Origin of the sequence: Undibacterium sp. TJN25, from assembly GCF_049339885.1 — a bacterium.
Lineage (GTDB): Bacteria > Pseudomonadota > Gammaproteobacteria > Burkholderiales > Burkholderiaceae_D > Undibacterium.
The window spans coordinates 144,708-171,407 of sequence record NZ_JBMPPM010000008.1 but is presented as its reverse complement, the minus strand read 5'-3'; the positions used below and the strand labels follow the sequence as shown (position 1 = coordinate 171,407).

Annotated in this window: 24 protein-coding genes; 8 read left to right on the top strand and 16 right to left on the bottom strand. The window is 57.7% G+C overall.

Features of this window, described 5'->3' with window-relative positions; all coding sequences use genetic code 11:
- Positions 1–43: 43 nt before the first annotated feature.
- From ACO0LO_RS20425 to ACO0LO_RS20415, 3 genes are all read right to left on the bottom strand, one after another.
- Positions 44–862 (bottom strand): putative DNA-binding domain-containing protein, encoded by an 819-nt coding sequence (locus ACO0LO_RS20425; RefSeq protein ID WP_422966840.1) that lies wholly within the window; start codon positions 860–862, stop codon positions 44–46.
- Entirely contained in the window at positions 852–1,640 is a 789-nt protein-coding gene (locus ACO0LO_RS20420) for a DUF692 domain-containing protein (RefSeq protein ID WP_422966838.1), read from the bottom strand. The genes ACO0LO_RS20425 and ACO0LO_RS20420 overlap by 11 nt, the downstream gene beginning before the upstream one ends.
- A gap of 127 nt (positions 1,641–1,767) precedes the next feature.
- The gene (locus ACO0LO_RS20415; protein WP_422966836.1) at positions 1,768–2,016 is read right to left on the bottom strand and encodes a DUF2282 domain-containing protein; all 249 of its coding nucleotides are present in this window, start codon (positions 2,014–2,016) and stop codon (positions 1,768–1,770) included.
- Positions 2,017–2,278: 262 nt separating this feature from the next.
- On the opposite strand from ACO0LO_RS20415, the gene ACO0LO_RS20410 reads away from it, so the two are divergent.
- From ACO0LO_RS20410 to ACO0LO_RS20400, 3 genes are read left to right on the top strand one after another with little or no spacing between them, the layout of a single operon-like run.
- On the top strand, positions 2,279–2,572 hold the full coding sequence (locus ACO0LO_RS20410) for a hypothetical protein (protein WP_422966834.1): 294 nt from the start codon (positions 2,279–2,281) through the stop codon (positions 2,570–2,572).
- A gap of 9 nt (positions 2,573–2,581) precedes the next feature.
- Positions 2,582–3,793 (top strand): serine hydrolase domain-containing protein, encoded by a 1,212-nt coding sequence (locus ACO0LO_RS20405; RefSeq protein WP_422966832.1) that lies wholly within the window; start codon positions 2,582–2,584, stop codon positions 3,791–3,793.
- Positions 3,794–3,848: 55 nt separating this feature from the next.
- Positions 3,849–4,067, top strand: a complete 219-nt coding sequence (locus ACO0LO_RS20400; protein ID WP_422966830.1) for an RNA-binding S4 domain-containing protein — start codon at positions 3,849–3,851, stop codon at positions 4,065–4,067.
- 98 nt (positions 4,068–4,165) lie between these two features.
- On the opposite strand, the gene ACO0LO_RS20395 is transcribed toward ACO0LO_RS20400, so the two are convergent.
- The 7 genes from ACO0LO_RS20395 to edd form a co-directional block, all read right to left on the bottom strand.
- Complete coding sequence (locus tag ACO0LO_RS20395) at positions 4,166–6,952, bottom strand: EAL domain-containing protein (protein ID WP_422966829.1); 2,787 nt, start codon at positions 6,950–6,952, stop codon at positions 4,166–4,168.
- A 344-nt stretch (positions 6,953–7,296) separates the two neighbouring features.
- Positions 7,297–7,497, bottom strand: a complete 201-nt coding sequence (locus ACO0LO_RS20390; RefSeq protein WP_422966827.1) for a YjfB family protein — start codon at positions 7,495–7,497, stop codon at positions 7,297–7,299.
- 51 nt (positions 7,498–7,548) lie between these two features.
- Complete coding sequence (gene mobB / locus ACO0LO_RS20385; RefSeq protein WP_422966825.1) at positions 7,549–8,076, bottom strand: molybdopterin-guanine dinucleotide biosynthesis protein B; 528 nt, start codon at positions 8,074–8,076, stop codon at positions 7,549–7,551.
- A gap of 100 nt (positions 8,077–8,176) precedes the next feature.
- Positions 8,177–10,957, bottom strand: coding sequence for a phosphoenolpyruvate carboxylase (gene ppc / locus ACO0LO_RS20380; RefSeq protein ID WP_422966823.1), 2,781 nt, complete (start codon positions 10,955–10,957; stop codon positions 8,177–8,179).
- A gap of 239 nt (positions 10,958–11,196) precedes the next feature.
- On the bottom strand, positions 11,197–12,831 hold the full coding sequence (pgi, locus tag ACO0LO_RS20375; protein WP_422966821.1) for a glucose-6-phosphate isomerase: 1,635 nt from the start codon (positions 12,829–12,831) through the stop codon (positions 11,197–11,199).
- 22 nt (positions 12,832–12,853) lie between these two features.
- The gene (gene eda, locus ACO0LO_RS20370; protein WP_422966819.1) at positions 12,854–13,501 is read right to left on the bottom strand and encodes a bifunctional 4-hydroxy-2-oxoglutarate aldolase/2-dehydro-3-deoxy-phosphogluconate aldolase; all 648 of its coding nucleotides are present in this window, start codon (positions 13,499–13,501) and stop codon (positions 12,854–12,856) included.
- A 67-nt stretch (positions 13,502–13,568) separates the two neighbouring features.
- Complete coding sequence (edd, locus tag ACO0LO_RS20365) at positions 13,569–15,419, bottom strand: phosphogluconate dehydratase (protein ID WP_422966817.1); 1,851 nt, start codon at positions 15,417–15,419, stop codon at positions 13,569–13,571.
- 278 nt (positions 15,420–15,697) lie between these two features.
- On the opposite strand from edd, the gene zwf reads away from it, so the two are divergent.
- Genes zwf through ACO0LO_RS20350 form a run of 3 tightly spaced genes read left to right on the top strand, consistent with a single transcriptional unit; the run spans position 15,698 to position 18,771 of the window.
- Complete coding sequence (gene zwf / locus ACO0LO_RS20360; RefSeq protein WP_422966815.1) at positions 15,698–17,158, top strand: glucose-6-phosphate dehydrogenase; 1,461 nt, start codon at positions 15,698–15,700, stop codon at positions 17,156–17,158.
- A gap of 3 nt (positions 17,159–17,161) precedes the next feature.
- On the top strand, positions 17,162–17,845 hold the full coding sequence (pgl, locus tag ACO0LO_RS20355) for a 6-phosphogluconolactonase (protein WP_422966813.1): 684 nt from the start codon (positions 17,162–17,164) through the stop codon (positions 17,843–17,845).
- Positions 17,846–17,871: 26 nt separating this feature from the next.
- Positions 17,872–18,771, top strand: coding sequence for an SIS domain-containing protein (locus ACO0LO_RS20350; protein ID WP_422966811.1), 900 nt, complete (start codon positions 17,872–17,874; stop codon positions 18,769–18,771).
- 35 nt (positions 18,772–18,806) lie between these two features.
- Here the strand turns inward: ACO0LO_RS20350 and ACO0LO_RS20345 are convergent, their stop codons facing one another.
- The 3 genes from ACO0LO_RS20345 to ACO0LO_RS20335 form a co-directional block, all read right to left on the bottom strand.
- Positions 18,807–19,949 (bottom strand): metallophosphoesterase, encoded by a 1,143-nt coding sequence (locus ACO0LO_RS20345; protein ID WP_422966809.1) that lies wholly within the window; start codon positions 19,947–19,949, stop codon positions 18,807–18,809.
- A 213-nt stretch (positions 19,950–20,162) separates the two neighbouring features.
- Positions 20,163–21,356 carry a patatin-like phospholipase family protein gene (locus ACO0LO_RS20340; protein ID WP_422966807.1) on the bottom strand — a complete coding sequence of 398 codons (1,194 nt, stop codon included), beginning with the start codon at positions 21,354–21,356 and terminating at the stop codon, positions 20,163–20,165.
- 78 nt (positions 21,357–21,434) lie between these two features.
- Positions 21,435–22,373: a LysR family transcriptional regulator gene (locus ACO0LO_RS20335; protein WP_422966805.1), complete on the bottom strand. Its 939-nt coding sequence runs from the start codon at positions 22,371–22,373 to the stop codon at positions 21,435–21,437.
- A gap of 123 nt (positions 22,374–22,496) precedes the next feature.
- Here ACO0LO_RS20335 and ACO0LO_RS20330 point away from each other — a divergent pair, with 123 nt between their 5' ends.
- A complete protein-coding gene (locus ACO0LO_RS20330; RefSeq protein ID WP_422966803.1) occupies positions 22,497–23,393 on the top strand; it encodes a pirin family protein in 897 nt (298 codons plus the stop codon).
- 74 nt (positions 23,394–23,467) lie between these two features.
- A complete protein-coding gene (locus ACO0LO_RS20325; protein ID WP_422966802.1) occupies positions 23,468–24,457 on the top strand; it encodes a DedA family protein/thiosulfate sulfurtransferase GlpE in 990 nt (329 codons plus the stop codon).
- A gap of 53 nt (positions 24,458–24,510) precedes the next feature.
- On the opposite strand, the gene ribA is transcribed toward ACO0LO_RS20325, so the two are convergent.
- The 3 genes from ribA to ACO0LO_RS20310 form a co-directional block, all read right to left on the bottom strand.
- Positions 24,511–25,143 carry a GTP cyclohydrolase II gene (ribA, locus tag ACO0LO_RS20320; protein WP_422966800.1) on the bottom strand — a complete coding sequence of 211 codons (633 nt, stop codon included), beginning with the start codon at positions 25,141–25,143 and terminating at the stop codon, positions 24,511–24,513.
- Positions 25,144–25,455: 312 nt separating this feature from the next.
- Entirely contained in the window at positions 25,456–25,878 is a 423-nt protein-coding gene (locus ACO0LO_RS20315; RefSeq protein WP_422966798.1) for a VOC family protein, read from the bottom strand.
- A gap of 21 nt (positions 25,879–25,899) precedes the next feature.
- Positions 25,900–26,691 (bottom strand): sulfite exporter TauE/SafE family protein, encoded by a 792-nt coding sequence (locus ACO0LO_RS20310; RefSeq protein WP_422966796.1) that lies wholly within the window; start codon positions 26,689–26,691, stop codon positions 25,900–25,902.
- Positions 26,692–26,700: the final 9 nt, after the last annotated feature.

The window sequence follows — 26,700 nt, the reverse complement described above, 5'->3', positions numbered from 1 at the left end:
GGCCAGCCCGATACCCGCGAGCCTGTCTGCAGACTAAACAGCGTTACTGCGTATTCTGCCCGGGTGCAACGGCCACCGCCTGGCAAAACATTCCGGCCTCGAACCAGCGGGCCAACTCCTGCCCAATGTCAAACTGCGCATCCTCCTGCAAGGCCAATTCCAGCGCCTCGCCCAGCAACTTGCCCTTCATCAATGCCTGCAATGCGATGTAGGACGCTTTGCCTGCCACCGTTACCCGCACCTGCCATGCGGGCCGGCTGACCACTGCGTAAGTATCCCGCCGCAATTGTTCGGGGTAGGATAATTCGCTCTCTACCTGATGCGCCTGCCACACATCAGCTGCAGCCCACGCAGATTGATACAGATAACAGGCCGGGTGCAGCAACAGGCGCAATTGTTCCACACCATGCACTGCCGCCGCAGCCACATCCGCCAGGCCCAGAACCTGCGCGTCTTCGGCGTAATACGCGCGGTGCGCCAGCCATTCCAACCTTGCGACGTCTGCAAAATACGGATATTCCGCAACAGATGCCGACTGCGCCAGGTATTCAGCAAAGCTGGCGCCGAAATGATTCAGGTCGCCATGCTGCGACGGATACAGATGCCCGTATTCCCTCGCTGCCTGTTCAAAAAACTCACCGCCAACCAGCTGACAGATGACCGGAAAGGCATTTACCAGCGCCTGGTTCCAGATCGCGTTCAGGTTGCCGCGATACAGTGCCAGTCTGTCTTTTGCCAGCGCCGTGTCGCAACTGAACATGGCCAGGCTGTCGCCAGCCTTATCGAAATCCAGCAAACCCTCGGCAAACTGCTGCTGCAATTGCTGTATCTCCGCCGGCAAATCTATCTGCTTATGCTGCATAAGCTGCCTCCGCGACGCTGCGCCGGCATTCTTCTGCCTGTCGCGCTTCGTCCAGCAAGACACCCAGCTCAGGAATATCGGTATCCCATTCGATCAGCGCCGGAATATCACTTCCCAGCAAACGGCAAGCCTGGCGGTACAGCTCCCATACTTCAGGATCCACTTTACTGCCGTGGTTGTCGACAAGGCAGCTGTCCTCGACCAGATGCCCCGCCAAATGTATCTCGCCCACGGTCCCCGCCGGCAACCCCGCCAGCTGGAGCAACGCTCGCGAAGCGTCCTCGCCGTGATTGCGCTGGTTGACATACAGATTGTTCACATCCAGCAAAATGCCACAACCGGTACGCGTGGCCACCTGCGACAAGAATTCCGCTTCCGACATGTCGTCAGCGGCAAAACGTAGATAAGTGGAGACATTTTCCAGCAATATCCTGCGCTTCAACACGTTCTGGCTGAGATCCACCCTGTCACACACCAGGTCCAGGGCATCGCGGCTCAGCGGCATGGGCAGCAGATCATTCAGCTGGCGGCTGGCAATCGCTCCCCAGCACAAATGTTCCGACACCAGGCCCGGCTGTATACGTTCCACCAGTTTTTGCAGGCGCTGCAAATGCGCCGTAGAAAACCCTTGCGCCGATCCCAGTCCCAAGCCCACCCCATGCAAGCTGACTGCATAGTCCCGGCGCAACTGCTGCAGCACATGCAGGTCGTAGCCGCCATCGCCGAAATAATTTTCCGAATGCACCTCCAGCCAGCCGATATCGACCGGAGCGTGCATAAAATCCGGGTAGTGCCGGCTGCGCAACCCTATGCCTGTACCTCGTACCACGGCAACATCGGCATCAGGCTGGCGCATAGCGCGGGAGGCAGCTGGCACTGGATACACGTGCAAACCAGGCAAGCAATTAAGCCTTGTCTATCTTGCCGCCCATTTTTTCGCAGGTGCCGGCAGGTACTTTTTTCCATTCGCTAGGGTCATTGTCTTTTTTACCCTGGCCGGCGCAGGAATGGCTGCCGGTTTTGGTGGCGCAGTCGTTCTGGCCTGCTTTTGCAACGCCGAAGCATTTTTCGGTTTTGGCTGGTTCAGCTGCAGACGCCATGGTGGAACCCAACAAACCTGCCAGTGCTACTGCGATCATTGCCTTGTTATTCATTTGAAACTCCTCAGTGGTTGAACAAAATTTTCACGGTAATACCCTGATACTCTGTATTGCATCGGGTATTTTGAACTACTGACATGTAGTCGGGCAAAGCATAGACACCTTACACAAGATTTTTAAAAAAATCATGTCCATATGCAAAAACCTTCCCTCTTTATGTCACCGCATGACTTGTACGCACTATGGACACGATCAGTTTCAGGCGCCCGCTCCCGATTTTTTGCATTCAGGTTAAGATAATGGCTCCGAAGAACGATTGCCACTCCTCACCATGAACCCGCAAACTTCGCTGGCCCAGCTTAAAACCAGTCTCGACGCCCTCGGCCTTCAGACCATGCCTGCGACGGAATTTTGCCGTATATGGCGCAGCCACGCAGATCTGCTGGCATCGCTGCCGCCTCGCTATGCGCAGGTGCAGGACGATCTATTGGCAAGGCTGGAAGCCGGCAGCCTGTTCAGCGAAGAAAGCTGTTCCTTCAGCCAGGGCGACCTGGTGGTGCAACTAAGCATGTGGCTGGACAAAGCCACCCAACAACTCGCTCAGGTATAAAACATAGACATGACATTCGACACCACATCCAATACCAGCCCCGAAAGTGCAGGCTTCTCCACATCTGCGTTGCAGCAAATGACTTCCCGCGTACAGGCCGACATCGACGCCGGGAAAATCCCCGGCGCCGTCATGCTGATCGCCAGGAAAGAACAGCTGGCCTATGCCCAGGCTCTGGGTAGGCAAAGCCCGGACAGCGAGCTGCCGATGTCGCTGAACAGCATCTTCCGCATCTATTCGATGACCAAACCGGTGGTGTCAATTGCGATCATGATGCTGGCCGAACAGGGCAGCTTGCTGATCAGCGACCCGGTCTCGCGCTATCTGCCTGAACTGAAGAACCTGCAGGTTGGCGTTACCGCCACCGGGGAAGACGGCAAGCCTGTGCTCAGGCTGGAAGCCGCGCGCCAGGAAATGACAATACAGGATCTGCTCAGGCATACCTCCGGACTGACTTACGGCATTTTCGGCGAGTCGCTGGTCAAGGATGCCTATAAGGCCAATAGTGTGGAAGCATCCGACATCACCAATACTGAACTGGTACGGCGCCTCGCAAGCGTGCCGCTCGCCTACCAGCCGGGCACGGTGTGGGAGTACAGCCGCTCCACCGACGTGCTGGGTGCGCTGATAGAACGCATCAGCGGCGTGACGCTGGATATCTTCCTGCATAAACACATTTTTGCCCCCTTAGGCATGGTGGACACCGGCTTCTGGGTGCCCGAGGCAGAACAGCACCGTATTGCCGAAGCTTTTGCACAAGATCCGGAAAGCGGCATCAGTGTCAAGCTGCTGAATGTGAAGCGACCTCCACAATTCCTGTCCGGCGGAGGCGGCCTGGTTTCCACTGCGGCCGACTATCTGCGTTTTGCCCGCATGCTGCTCAATAACGGCAAGCTGGATGGGGTGCACATCGTTTCCCGCAAAACCATAGAATTCATGAGCAGCGATCATCTGGGCCAGCTACCATTGGCCAGAAGCGGGCTCAGCTACCTGCCCGGCCCCGGTTACGGTTTTGGCCTGGGCTTTGCTGTCAGGCTGACCGCCGGCAGCGCATTCACTCCAGGGTCGGTCGGCGACTATAACTGGAGCGGCCTGGGCGGCACCTACTTCTGGATCGATCCGCAGCAGGACATGATTGCCATCTGGTTAATGCAGGCGCCGGAACAAAGGGCGCATTACCGGCAGCTCTACCGCAATCTGGTGTATGCTGCGCTGCTCTGAATATGATCAAAGCGGGTATCCAGGGTCTGGATGACGCTTTTGGACGGGAAATAGCATGCAAAAATTGACTTTCAGCCTGAACGGCGAATTTGTAGAATTGAACCAGTTGCTGAAGCTGGTCGGCCTGTGCGACAGCGGCGGAGCCGGCAAAGCCATCGTCGCCAGCGGCGAGGTTACCGTCGATGGGCAGCAGGAATTGCGTAAAACCGCAAAAATCCGCGTGGGCCAGCTGGTCAGGCTGGGCGACGTGCAGATCCGGGTGGAAGCCGAATAGGTCTGGCCGGACGCCCATAAAAAAACCGGCATGTCTGCCGGTTTTTTTTATACTGTTTTTGCTGGTTCTTCGCCGTTTTTTCGGCTCTTCATCGCTGCTTATCTCGTCGAGACCATCTTCGGCATCGGCGTCGTCCTAGACCGGGATTTATTCATTATCAGGAATTTTTCTATGTCTTCGGGCGGCAAAGGTCGGCTGAAATAGTATCCCTGCATCAGGTCGCATCCCTGCGCGCGCAGGTACTCAAGCTGCTCTATGGTTTCCACCCCTTCAGCCACGACTTCCAGCCGCATGCTGTGCGCCAGCGCGATGACCGCGCGCGCGATGGCAGCGTCGTCCGCATCGGTGCTGATGTCGCGCACGAAGGACTGGTCAATTTTCAGCGTATCGATGGGGAAGCGTTTCAGGTAACTGAGGCTGGAATAGCCGGTGCCGAAATCATCGATGGACAGGTGTACCCCCATATCGCTCAGCTCTTGCAAGGTATCGGTCGCCGACTGCGGATCTTCCATGACCACGCTTTCGGTAATTTCCAGTTCCAGCCACTCTGGCCGGCAACCGGTTTCTTCCAGCACCCTGTTGACCAGTTCGACGATGTTCTTTTGCTTGAACTGCCTGGCCGACAGGTTCACCGCCACCCTGAGCGGCGCAAAACCCTGTTCCTGCCATAGCACGGTCTGGCGGCATGCGGCGCGCAGCACCCATTCGCCTATGGGCACAATCAGCCCGGTTTCTTCGGCAATCGGGATAAACTCTGCCGGCGCCACGGCCGGCTTGTCGAGCGGCTGCCAGCGCAGCAAGGCTTCCATGCCGACCACCCTGCCGGACAGCACATCGATCTGCGGCTGGTAATGCAGCACGAATTCGTCGCGCTCCAGCGAGCGCCGCAATCCGCCTTCGGTGGTAAAGCGGGCCAGTGCGCGCGCATTCATTTCGTGCGCATAAAACTGCATGTTATTGCCGCCTGCGTCCTTGGCCCGGTACATTGCCGTATCGGCATTTTTCAGCAAGGTCTGGCTGTCGGCGCCATCTTTGGGGTAGACGCTCAGGCCCAGGCTGCCGGTGAGGAAGAATTCATGCTCATAGATCGCCATCGGCTGAGACAATGCATCCAGGATATTTTGCGCTGTGGCTGCCAGCATATCTCCGCTGGCCAGATCCGACAGCATGACGACAAACTCGTCGCCGCCCAGACGTCCCACGGCATTGTCGCCTTTCATGATAAAGGACAAGCGCCGGCCTATCTCCACGATGATCAGGTCGCCTATGCCGTGGCCGAGGCTATCGTTGATATTTTTGAAGCGGTCAATATCGATCAGGATGACGCCTGTCTGCGTACCCTTCCTGTGGGCATGGGCAATCGCCTGGCTTAGCCTGTCCTGTATCAGCAAACGGTTTGGCAAGCCGGTCAGCGAATCATGGTTCGCCAAATGCAGCAGGTCCCACTCTATCTTTTTGCGGTTGGTGATGTCCTCTATCGCACTCACGGCATATACCGGCTTGCCGTTGCGGTCATACACCAGCGAAACGGTGATATTGACCCAGACGGCATGCCCGTCCTTATGGATATAGCGCTTTTCTTTTGTATAGTTGGGATAATGGCCTGCGATCAGGCCGCGCACCATTTCTTCGTCCGCCTGCAGGTCGCCCGGATGGGTCAGTTCCTGAAAGGACATGTTTTGCATTTCCAGCGGCGAGTAGCCTACGATTTCCGAGAATTTTTTATTGGTCTGGAACCATCGGCCTTCCAGCGTCAGGTGGGCCAGGCCGATTGCAGCCTGGTTGAAGATACCCCTGAACTTGTCTTCGCTTGTGCGCAGGTCCGCCTCCGCTTTCAGCCGGCTGCTGATGTCGCGCACAACCGCAACCAGTATCTGCCTCTGCTCCGACATCATCGCGCGCAGATAGACTTCCACCGGCAACCGCGATCCGTCTTTGCGCTGGTGCACGGTTTCTATCATGCCGGTCTTGGCATCACTATGGATGATTTCGTCGAAGCGCTTGTTAATGCGCTCCAGCTCGCCTGCATCCGGCTTCAGGTCTTGCGGCCCCAGTTGCAGCAGTTCCGCCCGGCTATACGCCAATATCTTGGTGGCTGTTTCATTGGCGTCGATAAAACGCATCTGTTCGCGGTCTATCAGGTAGATCGCATCAATGGAGCTGTCCAGCGCCATGCGAAAACGCAGCAGCTCTTCCGGCGAGCTCATGCGCTGCGTCGTGTCTTCCATGGTAATAAGCAGTACAGACTCATCCTGCCAGCTTGCACAGGCAACGTGGCATTCAAAAAATCGGGTCGCGGAGCCGTCGTACAGCGAAACCAGCAGGTGATGCGGTAACTGCGCTCCTTGCAACAATTGCTTTGCCGTGGCCGCAAGCGGTTCGTTAAGGATCAGTTCTTCTACGGTTTTTCCTGCGATACCCGCCAGATCGCCGGAGCCGAAGTAGCGCAGGAACAGTGGATTGGCAAAGTGCGCGCACCCTTGGCGGTCCAATGTCAACATGGCAACCGGCGCCTGCGACAGGTCGTTGGCAACCGCAGTGTCAATGACCGGCAAGCCAGTGTGCGGATTGACCGCATCAAATTCCAGCGCGGCGACCTTGCGCAAAATTTGCAGTGCAGACAAGAAGGATTCGGGGTCGTAATGGAAAATTTGCCACAGCAATGGCAGCCAGGTGGCTTCGTATTCCTGGTTTTTGATGGAAAGAATGAATTCGGGGAAGGTATAACCGGCAATATTGAAACTGGCTTGCGGATTGGAGACCAGTTTTTGGTGGACCAGCCTGAGCAGCGTGATGTCGATATCATTGATGTCCAATGCGGCAAGACGCTGGTCTACCGTCATCTGGCTTAATTCAATCTCTCTGGCGCTCAAATTCTGTCCCATCCCACTTCATGCGTTTAGTGCCGCATCGCTGCAGGCACGGGCAACCCCGGTCTATCCTTCTACACGAGAAAATATTAACAGATAAGTAACAGTGAACGGCATATCGCGTTACCGGGCAGAAATCCCTGCGGCGCGCGTTATTGTTATTGGATATATTAGTTATTGGATATATTTATAACATTGCCACGCAGTATCACATGAATGAATGTTTTTTTGAAGCGGGCGCCGTAGTTTGACAACAGTTAAATTGTAACCGTTGCAAAAAGGTATAAGGCTATGGGGAAACTGCGATGAAGGAAAGATGTGTCTGCCGCGGCGCAAGAATTAAGGCGCCGACAGCGGCATCAGGCGGTCGTATTAATATTACGGCCGAGGTGGGAAGGCAGATTGGATACGGTAGGGCTGTCGGGAATGGCTTCGATCAGCGCCATTGCGCTTTCGCTGGTAGCGTCCAGCGCTTTCTTGAGCACAGCAATGCCTACCGCCTGGCTGGTACCTACATCCGCCATAGTGGTTGCCAAGCTGGCAATTCCGGTAACGTCCATACAATTCTCCGTATCTCTATATGATCAATAACGGCAGAAATACAGCCGACTTTAGCCGTTGGAGAAAATATTTGCCGCAAGAGATGCAAGCAGCCAGTCCATCACCATTGCCGGCCGGTTCAGATCCAGCCAGGCCAATCCCTCACGGAGGTTTTCCGGCGCAGGACTATCGGCGGCGACGGCGAGTATGAGGGTATCGTCCGGATAAAGCGGGGGTTTGCCCAGCGCCTGCCTATGTATTTCCAGCTTGGCAATGGCTTCCCATTTATAGCCCTCCACCAGCACAAGGTCGGCTGGAGTGAGCCGGCGGAGCAGATCCATCAGAGAGGGTTCAGGCTGGTTGCGCAACTCATGCATTACCGCATACCTGTATGGAGACGCCAGCAGCACTTCCGCCGCACCGGCATTGCGCAGCCGCGCGCTATCCTTGCGGTCCGGCTCCAGGCTGATGTCATGATGGCTATGCTTGACGACATTGACCGCCTTGCCGAGCGCAGACAGCTGCGGCAGCAGGATTTCCAGCATCGTCGTCTTGCCGCTCCCGGACCAGCCGACCACACCCAGAATGTGAACACTCATTGCTTGTTCTTTACTAGACTGTAAAACCGCATTCTACCGTGCCCACGCAAAAAAATTGCCAGCGAGCATGCAGCGGGCCAGACTTCCCGGCCCGGGATGGCTATCCGCTATTGCGCAATCCCGCGGCAATGCCATTGATGGACAAATGGATGCCGCGGCGCACGCGCTCATCCGGGTCGCCGTTACGGTAGCGTTCCAGCAATTCGACCTGCACATGGTTCAACGGCGACAGGTAAGGGAAGCGATTGCTGATCGAGCGTTTCAACAGTGGGTTGGCAGACAAGAGTTCATCTTGCCCGGAGATGGATTTGAGCACGTCGATGGTCGCTTCATGTTCGGCCTGCAGACGCGGGAAGATACGGTTGCGCAAAGCCTCGTCCTTGACCAGTTGCGCATAGCGGCTGGCAATGCCGATATCGCTCTTGGCCAACACCATTTCCATATTCGACAGGATGGTAGCAAAGAAGGACCAGTCCCTGAACATTGCCTGCAAGGTAGCCAATCCGTTTTCCGGATGCGCCTTCAGGTAGGCTTGCACCGCGGAGCCGAAGCCGAACCAGCCCGGCAGCATCAGCCGGCATTGCGACCAGCTGAAGACCCAGGGAATGGCGCGCAAATCTTCAATTGCCGTTGACTTCTTGCGCGATGCGGGGCGGCTGCCGATATTCAGGCCGGCAATTTCCGAGATCACTGTCGATTCCCAGAAATATTGTTCAAAACCTTCGGTCTCATAGACCATGTTGCGATAAGCCTGGAAGGCGTTATCGGATAACTCCCCCATCGCTGTCAGAAACTCTTCCGGCGGCACCGGTTCGGCGCCGGACAGCAGGCTGGCCTCGAGCGTCGCGGCCGCCAGCACTTCCAGGTTGCGGCGCCCGACTTCCGGGTTGCCGTATTTGGCGGTGATGACCTCGCCCTGTTCGGTCAGGCGTATCTGTCCTTGCACCGCGCCGGCCGGCTGCGCCAGGATAGCCTGGTAGCTGGGGCCGCCGCCGCGTCCCACAGAACCGCCGCGGCCATGGAACAGCCGCAGGCGTACCTGGCGCTTGGCAAATATCTTCACAAGCTCCAGCTCTGCCTTGTACAGTTCCCAGCCGGAGGTCAGGAAACCGCCGTCCTTGTTGCTGTCGGAATAACCCAGCATCACTTCCTGCGCATTGCTGCGGCTTTGCAGCAGATCCGCATATTCCGGCAGACCCAGCAACCGGTCCATGACCGGCGCGCTGTTCTGCAGATCGCCTATCGTTTCAAACAGCGGGATGATATTGACATCCAGCCTGCCCTCCAGCGGATGCAGCAAGCCCGCCTCTTTCAGCAGCAAGGCCAGTTCCAGCATGTCTGACACGCCGTCTGTTTTGGAGATGATGCAGTTGGGCACGGCGCCCTTGCCATAGCGCAGCTGCGCAGTGCGGGCGCCGCGGTAGATTGCCAGTTCGGATTGGGTATCTTCCGAGTAGTCGATGTAGGGCGAAGCCAGCGGACGGGCCGATGATATTTCCGCCAGCAACAGCCTGATGCGGCCCTCTTCATCCTGCCCAAGGTAATCAGTGCCGGGCTTGGCCGCTTCCAGCAGCTCTGCAACCACTCTCTCATGCACGTCCGAATTCTGGCGCAAGTCCAGCGGGGCAAGGTAAAAACCGAATACGCGCACGGCGCGGCGCAGGTGCCGCAAGCGCCCGCGCGTCAACGCCGCCGAGCCATGATCCAGCAGGGACTGGTGCACGACATCCAGGTCGGCGATCAGCTCTTCGGCATTGTCATAAGCCACCGCTTCGCCGGCCGCATGGATCGCAGGCTCGGCATTCAGCAATTTCCTGTAGGTCGCGGCCAGCCGCGCGTACATGCCGCTGATTGCCAAACGGTAAGGCTCATCGGAACGGTGCGGCGAATGGTCCGGAGAGCGCTGCGCCAGCGCCAGCAAATCCCCGGACGCGCCCACCAGCAGGTTTGCGACGGACAACTGCGAACCCAGCGTATGCAGCTCTGTCAGGTAAAAATTCAGCGCGCGGCTGGACTGCATCGCCAGCGTCTTTTCCAGCACGTCGGCAGTGACGAAAGGATTGCCGTCGCGGTCGCCACCTATCCAGCTGCCCATTTTCATGAAGCTCGGCAGCTCCAGCTGCTTCAATTCGCCGTCCTTGCTGCACAACAGGTCTTCCAGACCTGCGTACAGGTGCGGCAACTCGCGCAGGAAAGTGTAATCGTAAAAACTCAGGCCGTTTTCCACTTCATCCAGCACCGACAGCTTGGACGTGCGCAGCATACGCGTCTGCCACAAGGTCAGCACCGCACGGTTTAGCGCCTCTTCGTTAGCGGCCGACTCTTCAGGCGTCAGCTGCATGCGGTCGCGCTCGTCCAGCAGGCGGGTGATCACCATCTGGCAATTCAGGATGCTCTTGCGCTGGACTTCGGTAGGGTGCGCTGTCAGCACCGGGGTAACCTGGGCAGTCTTGAAAAATTCCAGCAATTTGCCGGTGTCGTTGCCGTTGCTATAGAGCGCATCAATGGTATGCGCGAGGCTGCCGCGCTTGGGCGCGGAACCGGCGATCAGGTGGGCGCGCGAGCGGCGGACATGGTGCTGGTCTTCTGCCAGGTTGACCAGGTGTGAAAAATAGCTGAACGCGCGTATGACCTGCGTGGTCTGGTCGTTGCTCAAATTGTCCAGTGTCGTTTCCAGTTCTTCGCGCGCGGCAAAGTCGGCATCGCGCTGGAAGCGGATGGAACTCTGGCGGATATGCTCTATCAGCTCAAAAACCTGGTCGCCGTGCTGGTTGCGGACGGTATCGCCAAGGATGCGGCCCAGCCGGCGGATATCTTCTTTCAGCGACTGGTCTTTGTCATCTTCGGGCAACGCTGCGTTTTGCTTGGACTCGGCATTCATGCTGTGGCTTATTTAGGTTAAATTCAGGTTAATTGAATCAAATGGGGAAGAATACTCATCGTGCAACGGGGCAGCGGGACAGCGGACTCTTCCCTCGTAAGGAAGTTTGCGCAGAGGCAGGCGCCCCGGTACTGCAGTGCGGCATACTTTCGCATTGTTTTGCAATGGAGTAAATGCCTGTCAGCGTATAAAGGTCATTAACGTCGCTGACGTGTCACAAAAAAATTTCGCCGCGGAAATTAGTTCTTGCCTGCAGCCGGAATTTTTCGTCGGAGCGCCTGCAACAGGCCGCGTGTAGAGCTATCGTATTCTTCCTTGACCGCTGCCGGATCCAGGCTGATCAATTGCTGGGCCAGCGACTTGCCGAGTTCCACGCCCCACTGGTCGAACGCGTTGATATCCCAGATCACCGATTGTACAAACACTTTATGCTCATACAGTGCAATCAGCGCGCCCAGAGACTTCGGCGTCAGCGCATCCAGCAGCAAAGTCGAGCTTGGACGGTTGCCTTCGAACACGCGATGCGGCAGCAGCTTTTCCGACACATCGCCGAGCTCTGCCCTGACCTGCTGGATATCCTTGCCCAGCGCCATCGCCTTGGATTGCGCAAAGCAGTTCGCCAGCAAGGCCTGGTTATGCCCGGGCAGGCCGGAATCATCTTCGGCCACAACGATGAAATCGGTAGGGATGATGGTAGCGCCCTGGTGCAGCAACTGAAAGTAAGCGTGCTGACCATTGGTGCCGGCCTCGCCGAACAGCACAGGAGACGTGGCGTAGTCAACCCGCTGCCCTTCGCGTGTGACGGATTTGCCATTGCTCTCCATCTCCAACTGCTGCAAATAGGCAGGCAAGCGCGTCATGCGCTGATGGTAGGGAGCAATCGATAAAGCCTGCAGGCCCAGGAAATTGATATTCCACACTCCGATCAGCGCCATCAGCATGGGCAGGTTCTGCTCCATCGGCGCCTGCGCGAAATGCAGGTCCATTTCATGCGCACCGGCCAGCATCTCTTCAAATTTGTCGGCGCCGATGTACAGCGCAATCGACAGGCCGATGGCGCTCCACATCGAATAACGGCCGCCTGCCCAGCTCCAGAATGGGAAGACGTTTTCCGGTGCAATACCGAACTCCTTTGCTGCATCCACATTGGTACTCAGGGCGACGAAATGCTGGCGTATGCCGTCTTCCGGGCAGCCGTGCGCCAGCATCCACTCGCGCGCAGTCCTGGCATTGGTCAGCGTTTCCATCGTCGAAAAAGTCTTGGACGCGACGACGAACAGCGTAGTTTCCGGATCGGCGTTCTTGAGCGCGTCGGCAACATGGCGACCGTCCACATTCGACACAAAATGCAGCGACAGGTTTTTATGCGACCATGGCGCCAATGCAATGCAGGCCATCTGCGGGCCAAGGTCGGAGCCGCCGATGCCGATATTGACGATGGTGCGGATAGCCTTGCCGGAATATCCCAGCCAGCGCCCTTCACGCACCGCGTCGCTGAAACTGCGCATCTGCGCCAGCACCTGGTGTACGCTGGCGGCGATATTTTCGCCTTTCAGGCTGAAGGATTCACCCTTCGGCAAGCGCAGCACTGTATGCAACACCGCGCGATTTTCGGTATGGTTGATCGCCTCGCCGGCCAGCATCGCGTCGCGGCGGGCTTCCACCTGCTGCTGGCGCGCCAGCGCCAGCAGGTTCAGCTTGGCGGTGGTATCTATCCTCTGCTTGGAATAATCCAGCAGGATGCCGCAGGCAGATGCGGAGAAATGCATGAAGCGCTGCGGATCCGCGCGGAACAGATCCTTCAGGCTAGGGGTATTGGTTGCGCGTTGCTGCAGCAGTCCCCACAAAGGGCTGTGTGAAACAGAATTAGCCATGGTCTCAAATCGCCGGTGGAGTTTATTTTGCCGCTGCTGCAGCTTGCGCCGCCAGTTTGCCGATGGTGGCCCAGTCATTGGCTTCGATCAGCGAGGCCGGGCACATCCATGAACCGCCTACGCACAGGATATTTTTTTGTTGCAGCAATTGTGGAGTCGCTTCCACGGTCACGCCGCCGGTCAGGCAGAAACGCACATCCGGGAAAGGGCCACCCAGCGCCTTGGCCATCTTGGTCGCACCCAGAAGATCGGACGGGAACAGCTTGACGACGTTGAAATCGTTTTCCAGCGCCAGCATCAGGTCGCTGGCGCCGCCTACGCCGGGGAAATAAGGCAGGCTGGATGCGGCAGCCGCGCGCGCCAGCACCGGTGTGATGCCGGGGCTGATGCCGAAGGTGGCGCCGGCTTCCTGCACGGCATCCAGCTGTGCCGGCGTCAATATCGTGCCTGCGCCAACCGTCACTTCCGGGCAGGCCCTGACCACTTCGCGCAACACCGTCAACGCATCCGGCGTGCGCAGTGTGATTTCCACTGCCGGCAGGCCATTCTCCGCCAGTGTTTTCACACAGCGTATCGCCTGTTCCACATCGTTGGTCACGAGGATGGGCAGCACGCGAAGGTGTTCCAGTTGCCTGATGATTTCTTGCTTGCTCAGTTTGATTGCGCTCATATCGGTCTCGGTTTGTTCTAGGGCTTGCGAAAAAATTCTGGTGATCTGTACTGAAAGATAAAATCTCTTAATCGATAAACAGCGTGGAGGCGCCCTGCTCGGGCGTCGTCACCACACGGCGCTGCGCAACGAACAGGTCGCGGCCGTAGCCGTGGCTGGAATCGGCACTGACACGGCGCAGCGGCCGGGCCGCCCACTCCTCTTCCGACACCAGCGCGCGCAATTCTCCGGTATGCACATTCAGTTCCACGATATCGCCATCCTGCACCTTGGCGATATGGCCGCCCTGTGCGGCTTCCGGGCTGACGTGCAGTGCCGCCGGCACCTTGCCCGAAGCGCCGGACATGCGGCCGTCCGTTACCAGCGCAACCTTGTAGCCGGCCGACATCAGGCTGCCCAGCACCGGCGTGAAATGGTGCAGTTCCGGCATGCCGTTAGCTTGCGGCCCCTGGAAGATCACAACCGCGACAAAATCCATGTTCAACTGGCCGGCTTTGTAAGCACCCACCAATGCATCCTGCGAATCGAATACCTTGGCCGGGGCACGGATGATCCATGCGTCTTCCGGCACGGCGGATGCCTTGACAATGGCCCGCCCGATGTTGCCATCCAGCAGGCGCAGACCGCCGGTCGGCGCAAACGGCTCGGTCACGTTGCGCACAACGTCGCGGTTGGTCGAAACATCGGGCAAGGCCTGCCATTTCACCTTGCGATCTTCTGTCAGTACAGGCCGGGTAACATGCGATTGCAGGCCCTCAGAACCGTACACTGTCTTGACATCGGCATGCATCAGACCCGCCGACAACAATTCGCGTATCACAAAGACCGGGCCGCCTGCATCTTCAAACGCATTGACGTCGGCGGTGCCGTTTGGATAAACCCTGGTCAGTAAAGGAATGACGGAGGACAGTTCATCGAAATCCTGCCAGTCGATCAGTATGCCGGCGGCGCGCGCGACCGATATCCAGTGGATCGTATGATTAGTAGAGCCGCCTGTTGCCAACAAGGCGATGACGGCATTGACGATGGTTTTTTCGTTGACTACGTGGCCGATAGGCGTGTAGTTACCGCCCTGCTCGGTCAATTGCAGCACGCGCTCCACTGTTGCATCCGTCAGCACAGCACGCAGAGGATCGTCCGGATGGACGAAAGCAGCACCGGGAAGATGCAGGCCCATTGCTTCCAGCAGCATCTGGTTGCTGTTGGCAGTACCGTAGAAAGTGCAGGTGCCGGCACTATGGTATGCCGCATTTTCCGCGGCCAGCAACTCTTCTTTAGTCGCCTTGCCTTGGGCATAACGCTCACGCACCGCCGCTTTTTCCTTATTGGACAAACCCGAACCCATGGGGCCGGCCGGCACGAAGATGGTCGGCAGATGGCCGAATGCCAGCGCACCTATCAGCAGGCCGGGCACGATCTTGTCGCAGATACCCAGACATAAGGCCGCATCAAAACTGTCGTGCGACAGCGCAACCGCGGTCGCCTGCGCAATCACGTCGCGCGAAAACAGAGACAGCTCCATGCCGGGACGACCCTGCGTAACGCCATCACACATTGCGGGCACCCCGCCGGCAACCTGCGCAGTGGCGCCCAAGCGCATCGCAGTCTGCCTGATTTGCTCAGGATAACTTTCGTATGGCTGGTGGGCCGACAGCATATCGTTGTAGGAGGTGACGATGCCGATGTTGGGCCGCTTGGCTTCATTCAGCCAGATTTTGGTGCCAGGCTGCGCCGCCGCATGGGCATGCGCCTGATTGGCGCAGGACAAGTTGCCGCGCCGCGGACCGCGGCTGCGCATCTGCTCCAGCCGGGCCAGATATTCATCGCGCAGCGTCTTGCTGCGCTCGGCGATACGCCTGGTGACGCGGTCTATAACGGGATTAAGGGAATTCTGCGTAGCTTGTTCAACTGTGCTCATGGGTTCGCTTTCATACGACGGAAGTCTCCGGCGCGGAAGCACCCGGACACCTCACCAGTTCAGATGACAGAAAGATAGCACAAATTCAGAAATTCTGTAACAAACTTTCATTTATCGTTAATTATGACCAATATTGACATAAATAAACTTAAAATATCGTAATGAAACTACATTTCTGACGATAATATGGCATAATCACAATACGGCATTTTCTCGACCAACCAAGCCTGTCCTTAAGCGTTGCATCCATAATAGGGCTAATCACATTCGGAGTCAGCATGACCACTTTTGTATTGTTCGGCGGCACTGGCGATCTCGCCAAGCGCAAGATCATTCCGGCGCTGTTCAGCGCATTCGTCAATGGCCGGCTGGACAAGAACTTCATGTTCATCGGCGCCGCACGCGAGGCGCTGGCAGACGAAGACTTTCGCCAGCGCGTGTCCACCAGCATAGAAAACTATTGCGCCAGCGACTGCGGCAATACGCCGGAACAATTGAGGGATTTTCTTGCGCTGACACATTACGCCAAGATAGATGCACGCGAAGCCGCGGACTTTGAAAGCCTGAAACAGAAAGTGCATACGTCGGAGGCCAATGCCACGCTGTTCTACCTGGCCACCGGTCCCGACCTGTTTGAACCTATCGTACAGCGGCTATCAGTGCAAGACCTGGTCAGCGGCAATGCGCGGGTAGTGGTGGAAAAACCGCTGGGGCGTGATGCGCAGTCGGCGCGCGACATCAACGTAGCGCTGCGCAAATATCTGAAAGAAAGCCAGATCTATCGTATTGACCATTACCTCGGTAAGGAAATGGTGCAGAACCTGCTGGCGCTGCGCTTTGCAAACTCCTTCCTGGAACCGCTGTGGAACCGCAAGTGGATACAGGATGTGCAGATTTCGATTTCGGAACAGGTGGGCGTGGAATCGCGCGGCGATTTTTACGACCATACCGGCGCGCTGCGCGACATGGTGCAAAACCATCTGCTGCAACTGCTGTCCATCGTTGCGATGGAACCTCCGGTGAATGCCGGCGCCGACTCCATCCGCGACGAAAAGGTCAAGGTCTTGCGCGCGCTGCATAAATTTACTCCGGAAGAAGTCAGCAAAAAAACCGTGCGCGGCCAGTATCGTGCCGGCGCGGTAGACGGCAAACCCGTAATCTCCTATCAGGCGGAACCCGGCGTGCCGCCTGCATCGCGTACCGAGACCTTTGTCGCAATCCGTGCTGAAATCGACAACTGGCGCTGGGCCGGCGTGCCTTTTTTCCTGCGTACCGGCAAACGCATGGCGACCCGCAGCGCAGAAATCACCATCAACTTCAAGCCTATCCCCTACTCCATTTTCGGCGCCTCGCAGCGCAACCTGCGCTCCAACCGCCTGGTGATTTCACTGCAGCCGGAAGAAAGCGTGGAACTGTTCCTGAAGGCCAAAGAGCCGGGCGAAGGCATACGTCTGTCCGACGTGGCATTGAACCTCGATTTTGCCGAAGCCTCCAACTCACGCCGCGTGGAAAGTTATGAGCGCCTGCTGCTGGATGCGATGCACGGCGACCTGACGCTGTTCGTGCGCGACGATGAGCTGGGCGCCGCCTGGGACTGGATCGATCCGGTCATGAGCGCATGGCAATCCGACACGGAAGGCTTGAAATCTTATATCGCCGGCAGCTGGGGCCCGGCAGCGGCCAGCTACCTGCTGGCCCAGAGCGGCTCCAGCTGGGGCGAAGAATTCGTGGAGGGTTGAGCCATGGTGCGCATACATGAATTTACGGATTTCGCATCACTGAGCGATGCGCTGTCCGCGCAGTGGCTGGACATCATCAAAGAAAAGCCGGGCAGCAGTTTTGCACTGGCCGGCGGCACCACGCCGGCGCCAATCTACCGCCAGCTCGACGCCTTACTGGCAGCGTCGCCCACACCGGCGGAAAAGATAAAACTGGTCGCCACCGATGAGCGCTGGGTCAGCGATGCCGATCCGCAGAGCAATGAAGGCCTGTTCCGGCAATGCCTGGAAACATCCAATCACGATGTGCAGCACTGGCAACTGGTGTCGCTCAAAACGCCGGACACCACGCCTGCTGACGCCGTTCCTTCGGTCAGCAACCGGCTCGCGCAGCAATTACCCGCCGCCTTCGACGCCGTGCTGCTGGGCATGGGCGCTGACGGCCATGTAGCGTCGCTGTTTCCCGGAGCGCCGCATTTGCTCGTCAACAACCCCGCCAGCCTGTGTGTGGCTGCGACCAATCCGCAATCCGGACAAGAGCGTATTTCGCTGTCGCTGTCGCGACTGCTGAATGCAGAACGCATCTGGCTGGTGATTACCGGCCGCGACAAGCGCCAGGTACTCGACAGCGCCGATAGCAACAACCTGCCGGTCAGCACGCTGCTGCGCGAAGCAACTTGCGCCGTGGATGTATTCTGGAGCCCATGATGCGCCATAAAAGTCAGGAAGCGCCCATGCCCCCTTTATCTGCTGCCCCCTTATCCAAGGCGGTTCCGCCGGAAAAAGGCTTGCTGGCGCGTATACGCACTGCCAGCACAGCACTGAGCCGCGCCGAACGGCAAGTAGCCGAATTCCTGCTGCAGAAACCGCATGACAGCCTGGAAATGTCGATACGCGTACTGGCGCAGGCTTGCGACGTCAGCGAACCCACGGTGGCGCGCTTTTCCCAGTCCATGGGCTTTGAAGGCTTCAAGAGTTTCAAGCTGGCCTTTGCAAAAAGCCTGGCAACCGGCATCCCTTACCTGCACCTGGACGTTAACCAGGCGGACCAGGTGCGCGACGTTCTTCCCAAGGTATTCGACCGCACGATTGCGACACTGATGGAGGCGCGCAATACTGCCAACACCGCCACCTTTGAAGCTGCGGTCAGCCTGCTGTCGCGCGCGCGCCGCATAGAGTGCTACGGCCTGGGATATTCCGGCGCGCTGGCGATAGATGCGCAGTTGAAATTTTTTCGTTTCGGCATTCCCACTACCGTTTTTTGCGATGCCCACTTGCAGGCGCAATCGGCAACGCTGCTGAACAGCGACTGTGTCGTGGTGGCCTTCTCACGCACCGGTCGCACGCGCGACATGATACGCAGCGTGCAACTGGCCAAGAACGCGGGAGCAAAAGTGCTGGTGCTATGCGCCAGCGGCGGCCCGCTGGCCGAACTGGCCGACGTGCATATCAGCGTGGACGTGGAAGAAGACCCGGACATCTATACGCCAATGACCTCGCGCCTGGCGCACCTGACTTACATCGACGCGCTGGCGGTGGCAGTGACGCTGATGCGCGGCCCGGCGGCAATCGACATGCTGGAAAGAGCCAAGGCCAGCATCAGCGAAAAACGCCTGGACAGCAAGTCCGAATAAACGCCAGTCTCGTCTGTAGCGTCCATCTCACCTACTCAAGCACGCGACAGGCGTATGCGGGTGATTTCGGACGGTGCGCCCAGCCGTTTCGGCGGCCCCCAGTAGCCGGTACCGCGGCTGGTATACACCCACAGATTCTTGATCTTGTGCAGGCCGGCAGTAAAAGGTTGCTGGAAGCGCACGAAGAAATTCCACGGAAAGAATTGTCCGCCGTGCGTATGGCCGGACAACTGCAAGTCATAATCCTCATCCGCTGCCTTGAACGAACTGCGCGGCTGATGCGCCAGCAGCAGCTTGACGGATGCATCCTGCGGCGCGCCGCGCAAGGCGCCGGCAGGATCGCTGGCATGGTCGGCATAAAAATGCCCGGCGTTATAATCAGTGACGCCTGCCACCACAATAGTACGGCCTTCGTGCTGCAAGGTCACATGCTCATTCAGCAACACGGTCAATCCCAGCTTGCGCAATTCATCTATCCACGGCAAGACGCCTGAATAGTATTCATGGTTGCCGGTCACAAAATAGGTGCCGTGGCGGGAATGCAGCCGCTTTAAAGGTGAGGTATGGGCCTTCAATTCCGGCACGCGTCCGTCCACCAGGTCGCCAGTGACTGCCACCATGTCGGCATTCAGGCTGTTGACCTTGTCCACGATCGCCGACAGGTAGCGGCGTTTGATGGTCGCGCCGACATGGATGTCGCTGATCTGTGCAATCGTAAAACCGACCAGTTCAGCCGGCAAATCCGTAATAGGCACGGTAACATCCACCACTGCGGCGCGACGGCGCGCATTGAACCAGCCCAAGACAGTAAACAACACGGCGCCGGCCAGCACGACCAGCGCCGATCGCTCATTCAACTGCGAGTAGTATTGCGCCGGTACGGCAAACGACAACGGCAACAATAGCAGGTCGCGCAGCAAGGTCAGTACAAACAGCGAGGAAAACAGGCCCATGACAATCAGGCCAGCCCAGGCCAGCTTGTCGGAAAGATTTTTATTCTTCATCATTGGCGCCAGCAGCCCCATGGGCAACATCAGCGTGGACGCCAACAAAGCAAGCCACGCCGCAGCCAGCCCCAATCCTTCCAGGCCCAGCGCGGAAAACAGGCTGAAGCCGAGAAAGGCATGAGCCGCCGCGATAATGGCGAATAAAATAAGAAGTCGGGAGACTGAAGGCATAGGATCCTGGCATTATCGCAATATCAATCAACATGGCAGGCGATGCAATTTGCTCACCCTGCCGGAAATATGCGAAGCCAGGCACATGCCTTGTTTCTACATACAGGCTCTACATGCTGCTGCATGCCGCTATTTCAAGCGCAAGGCCGCCTGTATTTTGTAGCAGGGAAGAAAGATCCGGGTTTATCGCACAGCACTTCGCTGTTCTGGCGCTCAGGCATCCCTGGTTTCATGGATCATGACGCCTTCAATCGGATCCACGTCGGCAGTCCACGGCCTGCCGGCGATCACGCGCCGCGTTTCGTCGAGGCCGGCCTGCCAGCGCGCGCGTATGCCCCTGGCAGTGAAATCGATATCTTTCGTATAATCCTCGCCGGCTAGCACCGGTGCATTGAGTTTGATGATGTGCATGGTCGTGCCGCAGCCCCAGGCGGCCAGCTCCTTGCATTCAGGATCGTCCCTTAATTCCGGAGGCAGCTTCAGCGCCAGCTCGCGGATCACATGCCGCAACCTGTGGATCTGGCGCTGGCGTTCTATGTGGCTGGAGCGGCTGGCATACTGGATATCTTTCAGTTTGCCCATCACCTGCGTCATATTGGCCGATTCCGGCCCCAGCGGATTCCACACCTGTACGGAGAAAATTACGCCATCGCGGCGCGGTTTGTCATCCAGCACCGCTTCAATCGGCGTATTCGAATACAGGCCACCATCCCAGTAGGGCTCGCCGTCTATGCGCACCGCCGGGAAGGCGGGCGGCAACGCACCCGACGCCATCACGTGCTCAACCGCTACCGTTTCATCGCGGCTATCGAAATAGCGCATCTCTCCAGTGCGGGCGTTGACCGCACCCACCGTCAGCCTTGTACCGCGCCGGTTCAGGTATTCAAAATCGACCAGCGATTCCAAGGTTTTCTTCAGCGGCGCCGTCTGGTAATAAGAAGCTTGTTCTATACCGGCATTGGCGTTCAGGCCCAGCCATGACGCAAGATTGGGAACGAAGAAGCCCGGAATGCCGTGCGCCATCGTCAGCATATTGATGACAGCATTGCTGCCGGCAGGAAGGTGGCGGCTATGGTGCTGCGTAATATCCCAGAATTCCATCAGGCGCTCGAGGCGCTTGGCCGGTGGATTGCCGGCGACGATGGCGCCGTTGATGGCACCGATGGATGTGCCTATTACCCAGTCCGGCTCTATGCCGGCCTCGTGCAGCGCCTCGTATACGCCCACCTGGTAGGCGCCCAGCGCGCCGCCGCCCTGCAGCACCAGCACCACCTGGCCGGGCAAACCTGTTCCGGCCAAGGGCTTGGCTTGTGCCGTGGACACTGCAACAGATTTTTCTGCAGCGCTTGCACTGGATTTGGCACGTTTGCGAACTGCGGGGCTAGTGTTGTGCGTTCCGGCGGCCATGCGACTTCCTCCCCGATGAATATGAAGCTTGAACTACGCCCCCCTTATCCTACTCCAGCAGCGGCGGGAAAGCTCTACCTAGGGCTGCTTCAGGCATTCGCTGGCGGCGGTTTCCCTGATGATGTCTGCCAGCCTCAGTGCAGCAGGGCCGGCATAGTCGGGATCGGCCAGCACCAGGTAGAGGCTGCCGAAGCGCTCTCCCCCGCCCTGCATCGGCAAGACCTTCAGGCGTCCGTCTGCCAGCTCGCTACGGATTTTATCTTCCGGGAACCAGGCAAACCCGTAGCCTTTGCAGATTGCCTCTATCGCCGTAGCACTATGGCTGACAGTCCAGCGTTGCGTTGCATCCACGCTCAGTATGCTGCTGGCGCGCTTGCTGTCTGTTTCCCGTATCACCAGTTGCCGGTGCTCGCGCACATCCTGCAGCGTCAGTTCGCGCCCCAATGCATGCAGCGGATGCCTCGGGTTGGCGACAGGCAGCGACCTGAACTGCATCAGCGGCGTACCCAGGAAGCCTGGCGGTATCTGCGCCGAAATCGCCAGGTCGGCCTGGCCTTGCAGCAGTGCGTCGCTGGTGCCCGCCAGCACCGATTCAATCAGTTCTATCCGCGTATGCGGACTCTCCAGACCGAACTGCTGCAGACAATCCAGCAGCAGCCAGGTCGGGAAGATCATTTCCACTGCAATGCGAATTTCCGCCTCCCACCCCGCCGACAGGCGGCGCGCCGCTCTTTCCAGCGCGCCGGCGTCATCCAGCAGTTTTTTGGCTCGCCGGTACAGCAACTGGCCAGTGCCGGTCAGTATCGCCTTGCGGCCTTGAATTTCAAAGGCCTGCACATTCAGCAGGGATTCCAGCTTTTGTACCGCATAGCTTACTGAGGACTGGCTTTTATGCAGCTGCTCGGCAGCCTGCGCATAGCCCCCGGTGTCCACCACGGAGATCAGCGCGCGCCATTGCTCCAGCGTGATATGCGGATGAGAAAGGACTTCTTCGGTTGTAGCGATTTTGTGTTCCATGTACATTCACATCTAATAATTAGATAAATATGATCTTAATATTGATCTTTTTTATCGATCATGTAAATGATTTAATGGAGTTGCAAAATCGCCAGATCAAAAGCTCAACTGAAAGGAATTCTGATGGACACCAGCAACAATTCAAACGGGGCAGCAGTTGCTACCCGCAGCTTGCAAAGAATTATCCCCGCAGTCGGCACCTCGGATGGCGCCGGCGTCAAACTGCAACGCAGCATTGGCAGCATGCAAGGTGCGCGGCTGGATCCTTTCCTGATGCTGGATGAGTTCTCGTCCGACAACCCGGACGACTACAATGCCGGATTCCCCAACCACCCGCACCGCGGATTTGAAACCGTCACCTATATTTTGGACGGCCACATGCGCCATGAAGACCACCTGGGCAACCAGGGCGACCTGCGCAGCGGCGGCGTGCAATGGATGACGGCGGGCCGCGGCATCATCCATTCGGAAATGCCACAGCAACTGGAAGGCCGCATGCGCGGCTTCCAGCTGTGGATCAACCTGCCGGCAGCGGAAAAAATGAAAGCCGCCGGCTACCGCGATATCCCTGCTGCCGAAATTCCTGTGGCGGAACTGCCAGGCGGGGGCCGCGTCAAAGTCATTGCCGGCCAGTTGAAGATGGACGAACTGTCTTTGGGCGGCGCGATGCAGGGTTTGACAACGGATCCGCTATACCTGGACGTTATTTTGCCTGCGGGAACAGTTTTTTCGCATATAGTCCAGCGCGACTATCACGCTTTTGTGTATCCTTATGAGGGTAAACTCAAGATAGGCAGCGAGGATGCGCCGCGCCACCTGAAAACGCATCAGGCGGGAATATTGTCGGAAGGCGAACGCATCACCGTCACGGCGGACGATGGCGAAGCCCGCTTCCTGGTGCTGGCTGGGCGGCCGTTGCGCGAGCCCGTGGTACAGTACGGCCCGTTCGTGATGAATACACGGGAAGAAATAGAACAGGCGATCCACGATTACCAGAATGGCGTCCTGACTGCAGCATAACTTTGGGAAGAGCCCGACGGGACACGCGATGGTTTCCACAGGCTTCTTTCCCCATATAACCAGGAAATTTATCCATGATGCACACGCTGATTCATTGGGCAATCGAATACGGTCTGCTGATCGTGTTCCTCAATGTACTGCTGATGCAGCTTGGACTCCCCCTGCCCACTGTGCCGACATTGATCGTGTCCGGCACGCTGGCCGCCGACGGCCATTTTTCCATTTTCGCCTTGCTGTTCGTGACAATACTGGCCAGCCTGATCGGTGACGTGGTGTGGTACGGCATAGGCCGCCACTACGGCCTGCGCGTGATGCGCCTGCTGTGCCGATTGTCGCTGTCGCCGGATTCCTGTGTGCGGCAGACGGAACTACGGGTGGAGCGCTGGGGTCTGGCCACGCTGGTGATTGCCAAGTTTGTGCCCGGCCTGTCGCTGGTCATCGCCCCCATGTCGGGCGCACTGCGTCTCCGTCTGGCGTCATTCATCATGTTTGATTCCATCGGCATCGCGCTATGGGCCTCGGCAGCCATCGGCGCCGGCGTACTGTTCCATCCCAATATTGAACTGGTCAGCGCCCAACTAATGGAAATGGGTAATACGGCAGTGATCGTGGCGGCAACGCTGCTGGTGGCTTACCTGCTGCTCAAATGGATGAAACGGCGCCGCTTCAATAGTGCAATGCGCATGGCGCGGATTGATGTCAGCGAACTGCAAACCCTGATCAAGGATGGCCAGCCACCCGTCATCGTGGATGTGCGCGGCCCCAGCGTACGATCAATTGCGGTAGAAACCATCCCCGGTGCGCTCGCCATCGGCCTGGAAGAATGGCAGGAACTGATCCCGCACCTGCATGTAGACCGCGAAATCGTCGTGTATTGCTCCTGCCCCAACGAAGCGTCGGCAGCAGTGCTGGCAAAAAGGCTGGTGGACAAGGGATACCATAGGGCGCGCCCCCTGCAGGGCGGCATTGATGCGTGGATAGAAGCCGGCCATGCAACCGACATCATGGGTGTGATACAGGTCAGCAACGCAGAGCTCACTCCGGCTGCCGGACACGGCAGCTGACGCAAAAGCGCCGTGCATTCGCACGGCGTTCAGTAGTAAATTTCCTTGTTATCTTATAGTTCAGGCTGGATCAGGTGGCCGAGCTTGGTCGCCTTGGTGCTCAGATAACGTTCGTTATACTGGTTGCGCTTGATGATCAGCGGCACATGCTCGGTGATCGTCACATTGATCTTGCCCATCGCATCGATCTTGCGCGGGTTGTTAGTCATCAGCTTCAGCGAACTGATGCCGAGGTGCTTCAGCATAGGTTCGCACAAGCTGTAATTGCGCAAATCCGCCGCAAATCCCAGCCGCTGATTGGCCTCTACCGTATCGGCGCCGCCATCCTGCAGATGGTAAGCGCGGATCTTGTTCAACAGGCCTATGCCCCGCCCTTCCTGGCGCAGGTACATCAGCAGGCCGCGGCCTTCCTTCGCAATCTTTTGCAGCGCCAGTTCCAGCTGCGGACCACAGTCGCAACGCTGGCTGAACAGCGCATCGCCGGTCAGGCATTCAGAATGGATACGGGCCAGCACCGGCTCGCCGTTGGCAACGTCGCCCAGGGTCAGCGCGACATGCTCCTTGCCGGTTGCAGGCTCGACAAAGCCGTGCAGCTGGAACGTCGCCCAGGTAGTCGGCAATTTACAGGATTCGACATATTCCAGTAACGGGGCGGTATCTGTGCTGAGCGTTTCGGTGCTTGACATGGTGATTCTCACGGATTCTTATCTGGGCAAATGCGGTGCGGCTTATTTGTTTTTTTGTTTTGTTACATGCTTCTAGTGCATGCACGCTCATGTTATAGCGGAGAGTATAAACGAGAGCCAGCTTTCCTACCTGTCGGGCAGGAAGAGCCTGAGTCATGAATCTGGGGTCTGCCGCTAAAAAAACAAGCAGAAAGCAGAAAAACCGCAAAATTCAGCCAATTTTGCGGTTTTTTCATTTGAAATCGATGTTTTAGATGCTTTATTCTGAATGCACAGGCATCACTTCCAGGAGAGCAATCGGCCACTTCGGCTTTATTTGGCAAATACCTTGTTCATTTCGGCAAATCCCTTGAATTCCAGCGCGTTGCCGGACGGGTCACAAAAAAACATTGTTGCCTGCTCGCCAGGCTCGCCTTGAAAGCGTATATGCGGCTCGACGATGAATGGAATGTCGGCAGCGCTGACGCTATCCGCCAGCGCCTGCCAAGCCGGCATATCCAGGATCACGCCGAAATGCGGAATCGGCACGCTGTCTCCATCTACCATCCCTCCTTGGGCGGCCACTTGCAGGCCAGCCTTCAGGTGCAAGGACAACTGGTGGCCGTGGCAATCGAAATCCACCCAGTGGTCCGTACTGCGGCCTTCGCTAAACTTGAGGACGCCGCCATAAAACGCGCGTGCCTCATCCAGGTCGCGCACAAAAAAAGCCAGGTGAAAGGGGTATAGCGCTTGCATGTCCATCCTTCGCAATGATTCCTAAAAAAGGGAGGTTAGCATTTTGCTGCCAACTACAATCAGCATCAATGCAAATAATTTTTTTAGTGCGGCTACCGGCAGCGCATGCGCCATGCTCGCACCCAATGGCGCCGTCAGCACGCTGGCAAAGGCAATGCCGGCCAGAGCGGGTAAATAAACAAAGCCGAGGCTAAGCGGCGGCAAGCCCTGTACATGCAGACCGCTGGCAATGAAACCTGCCGCGCCGGTAACCGCAATCGGAAACCCCAGCGCCGCCGATGTGCCGATTACGGTATGCAGCGGCACATTACACCATGTCATGAAAGGCACGGACAATGTGCCTCCGCCTATCCCGACAAAGCTGGAAAAGATGCCGATCGCACCACCGGAAGCCAGCATGCCAGGCCCGGCAGGCAGCTGGCGGCTGGGCCTGGGCTTGATGTTCATCAGCATCTGCACTGCGACAAAATAGGCGAATGCGATGAAAATCATTTTCAGCAGCCGGGTCGACATCATCGACGTCAGCCATACCCCAAGCAAGGTGCCGGCAACGATACCGGGTGTAATCTGCCTGACCACCGCCCAGTTTACCGCACCGCGCCGGTGATGGGAGCGCAGGCTGGCCAGCGAGGTAAACAAGATGGATGCCATCGATGTGCCCAGAGCAAAATGCAATACATACTCCGGAGGAAAATGCTGGGCGGCAAAGACAAAAGTAAGCACAGGCACAATGATGGTGCCGCCCCCTACCCCCAGCAAGCCGGCCAGAATACCGGCAAAGGCGCCCAGGGCGATATAAGAAATGATGTCCATGAATAATCC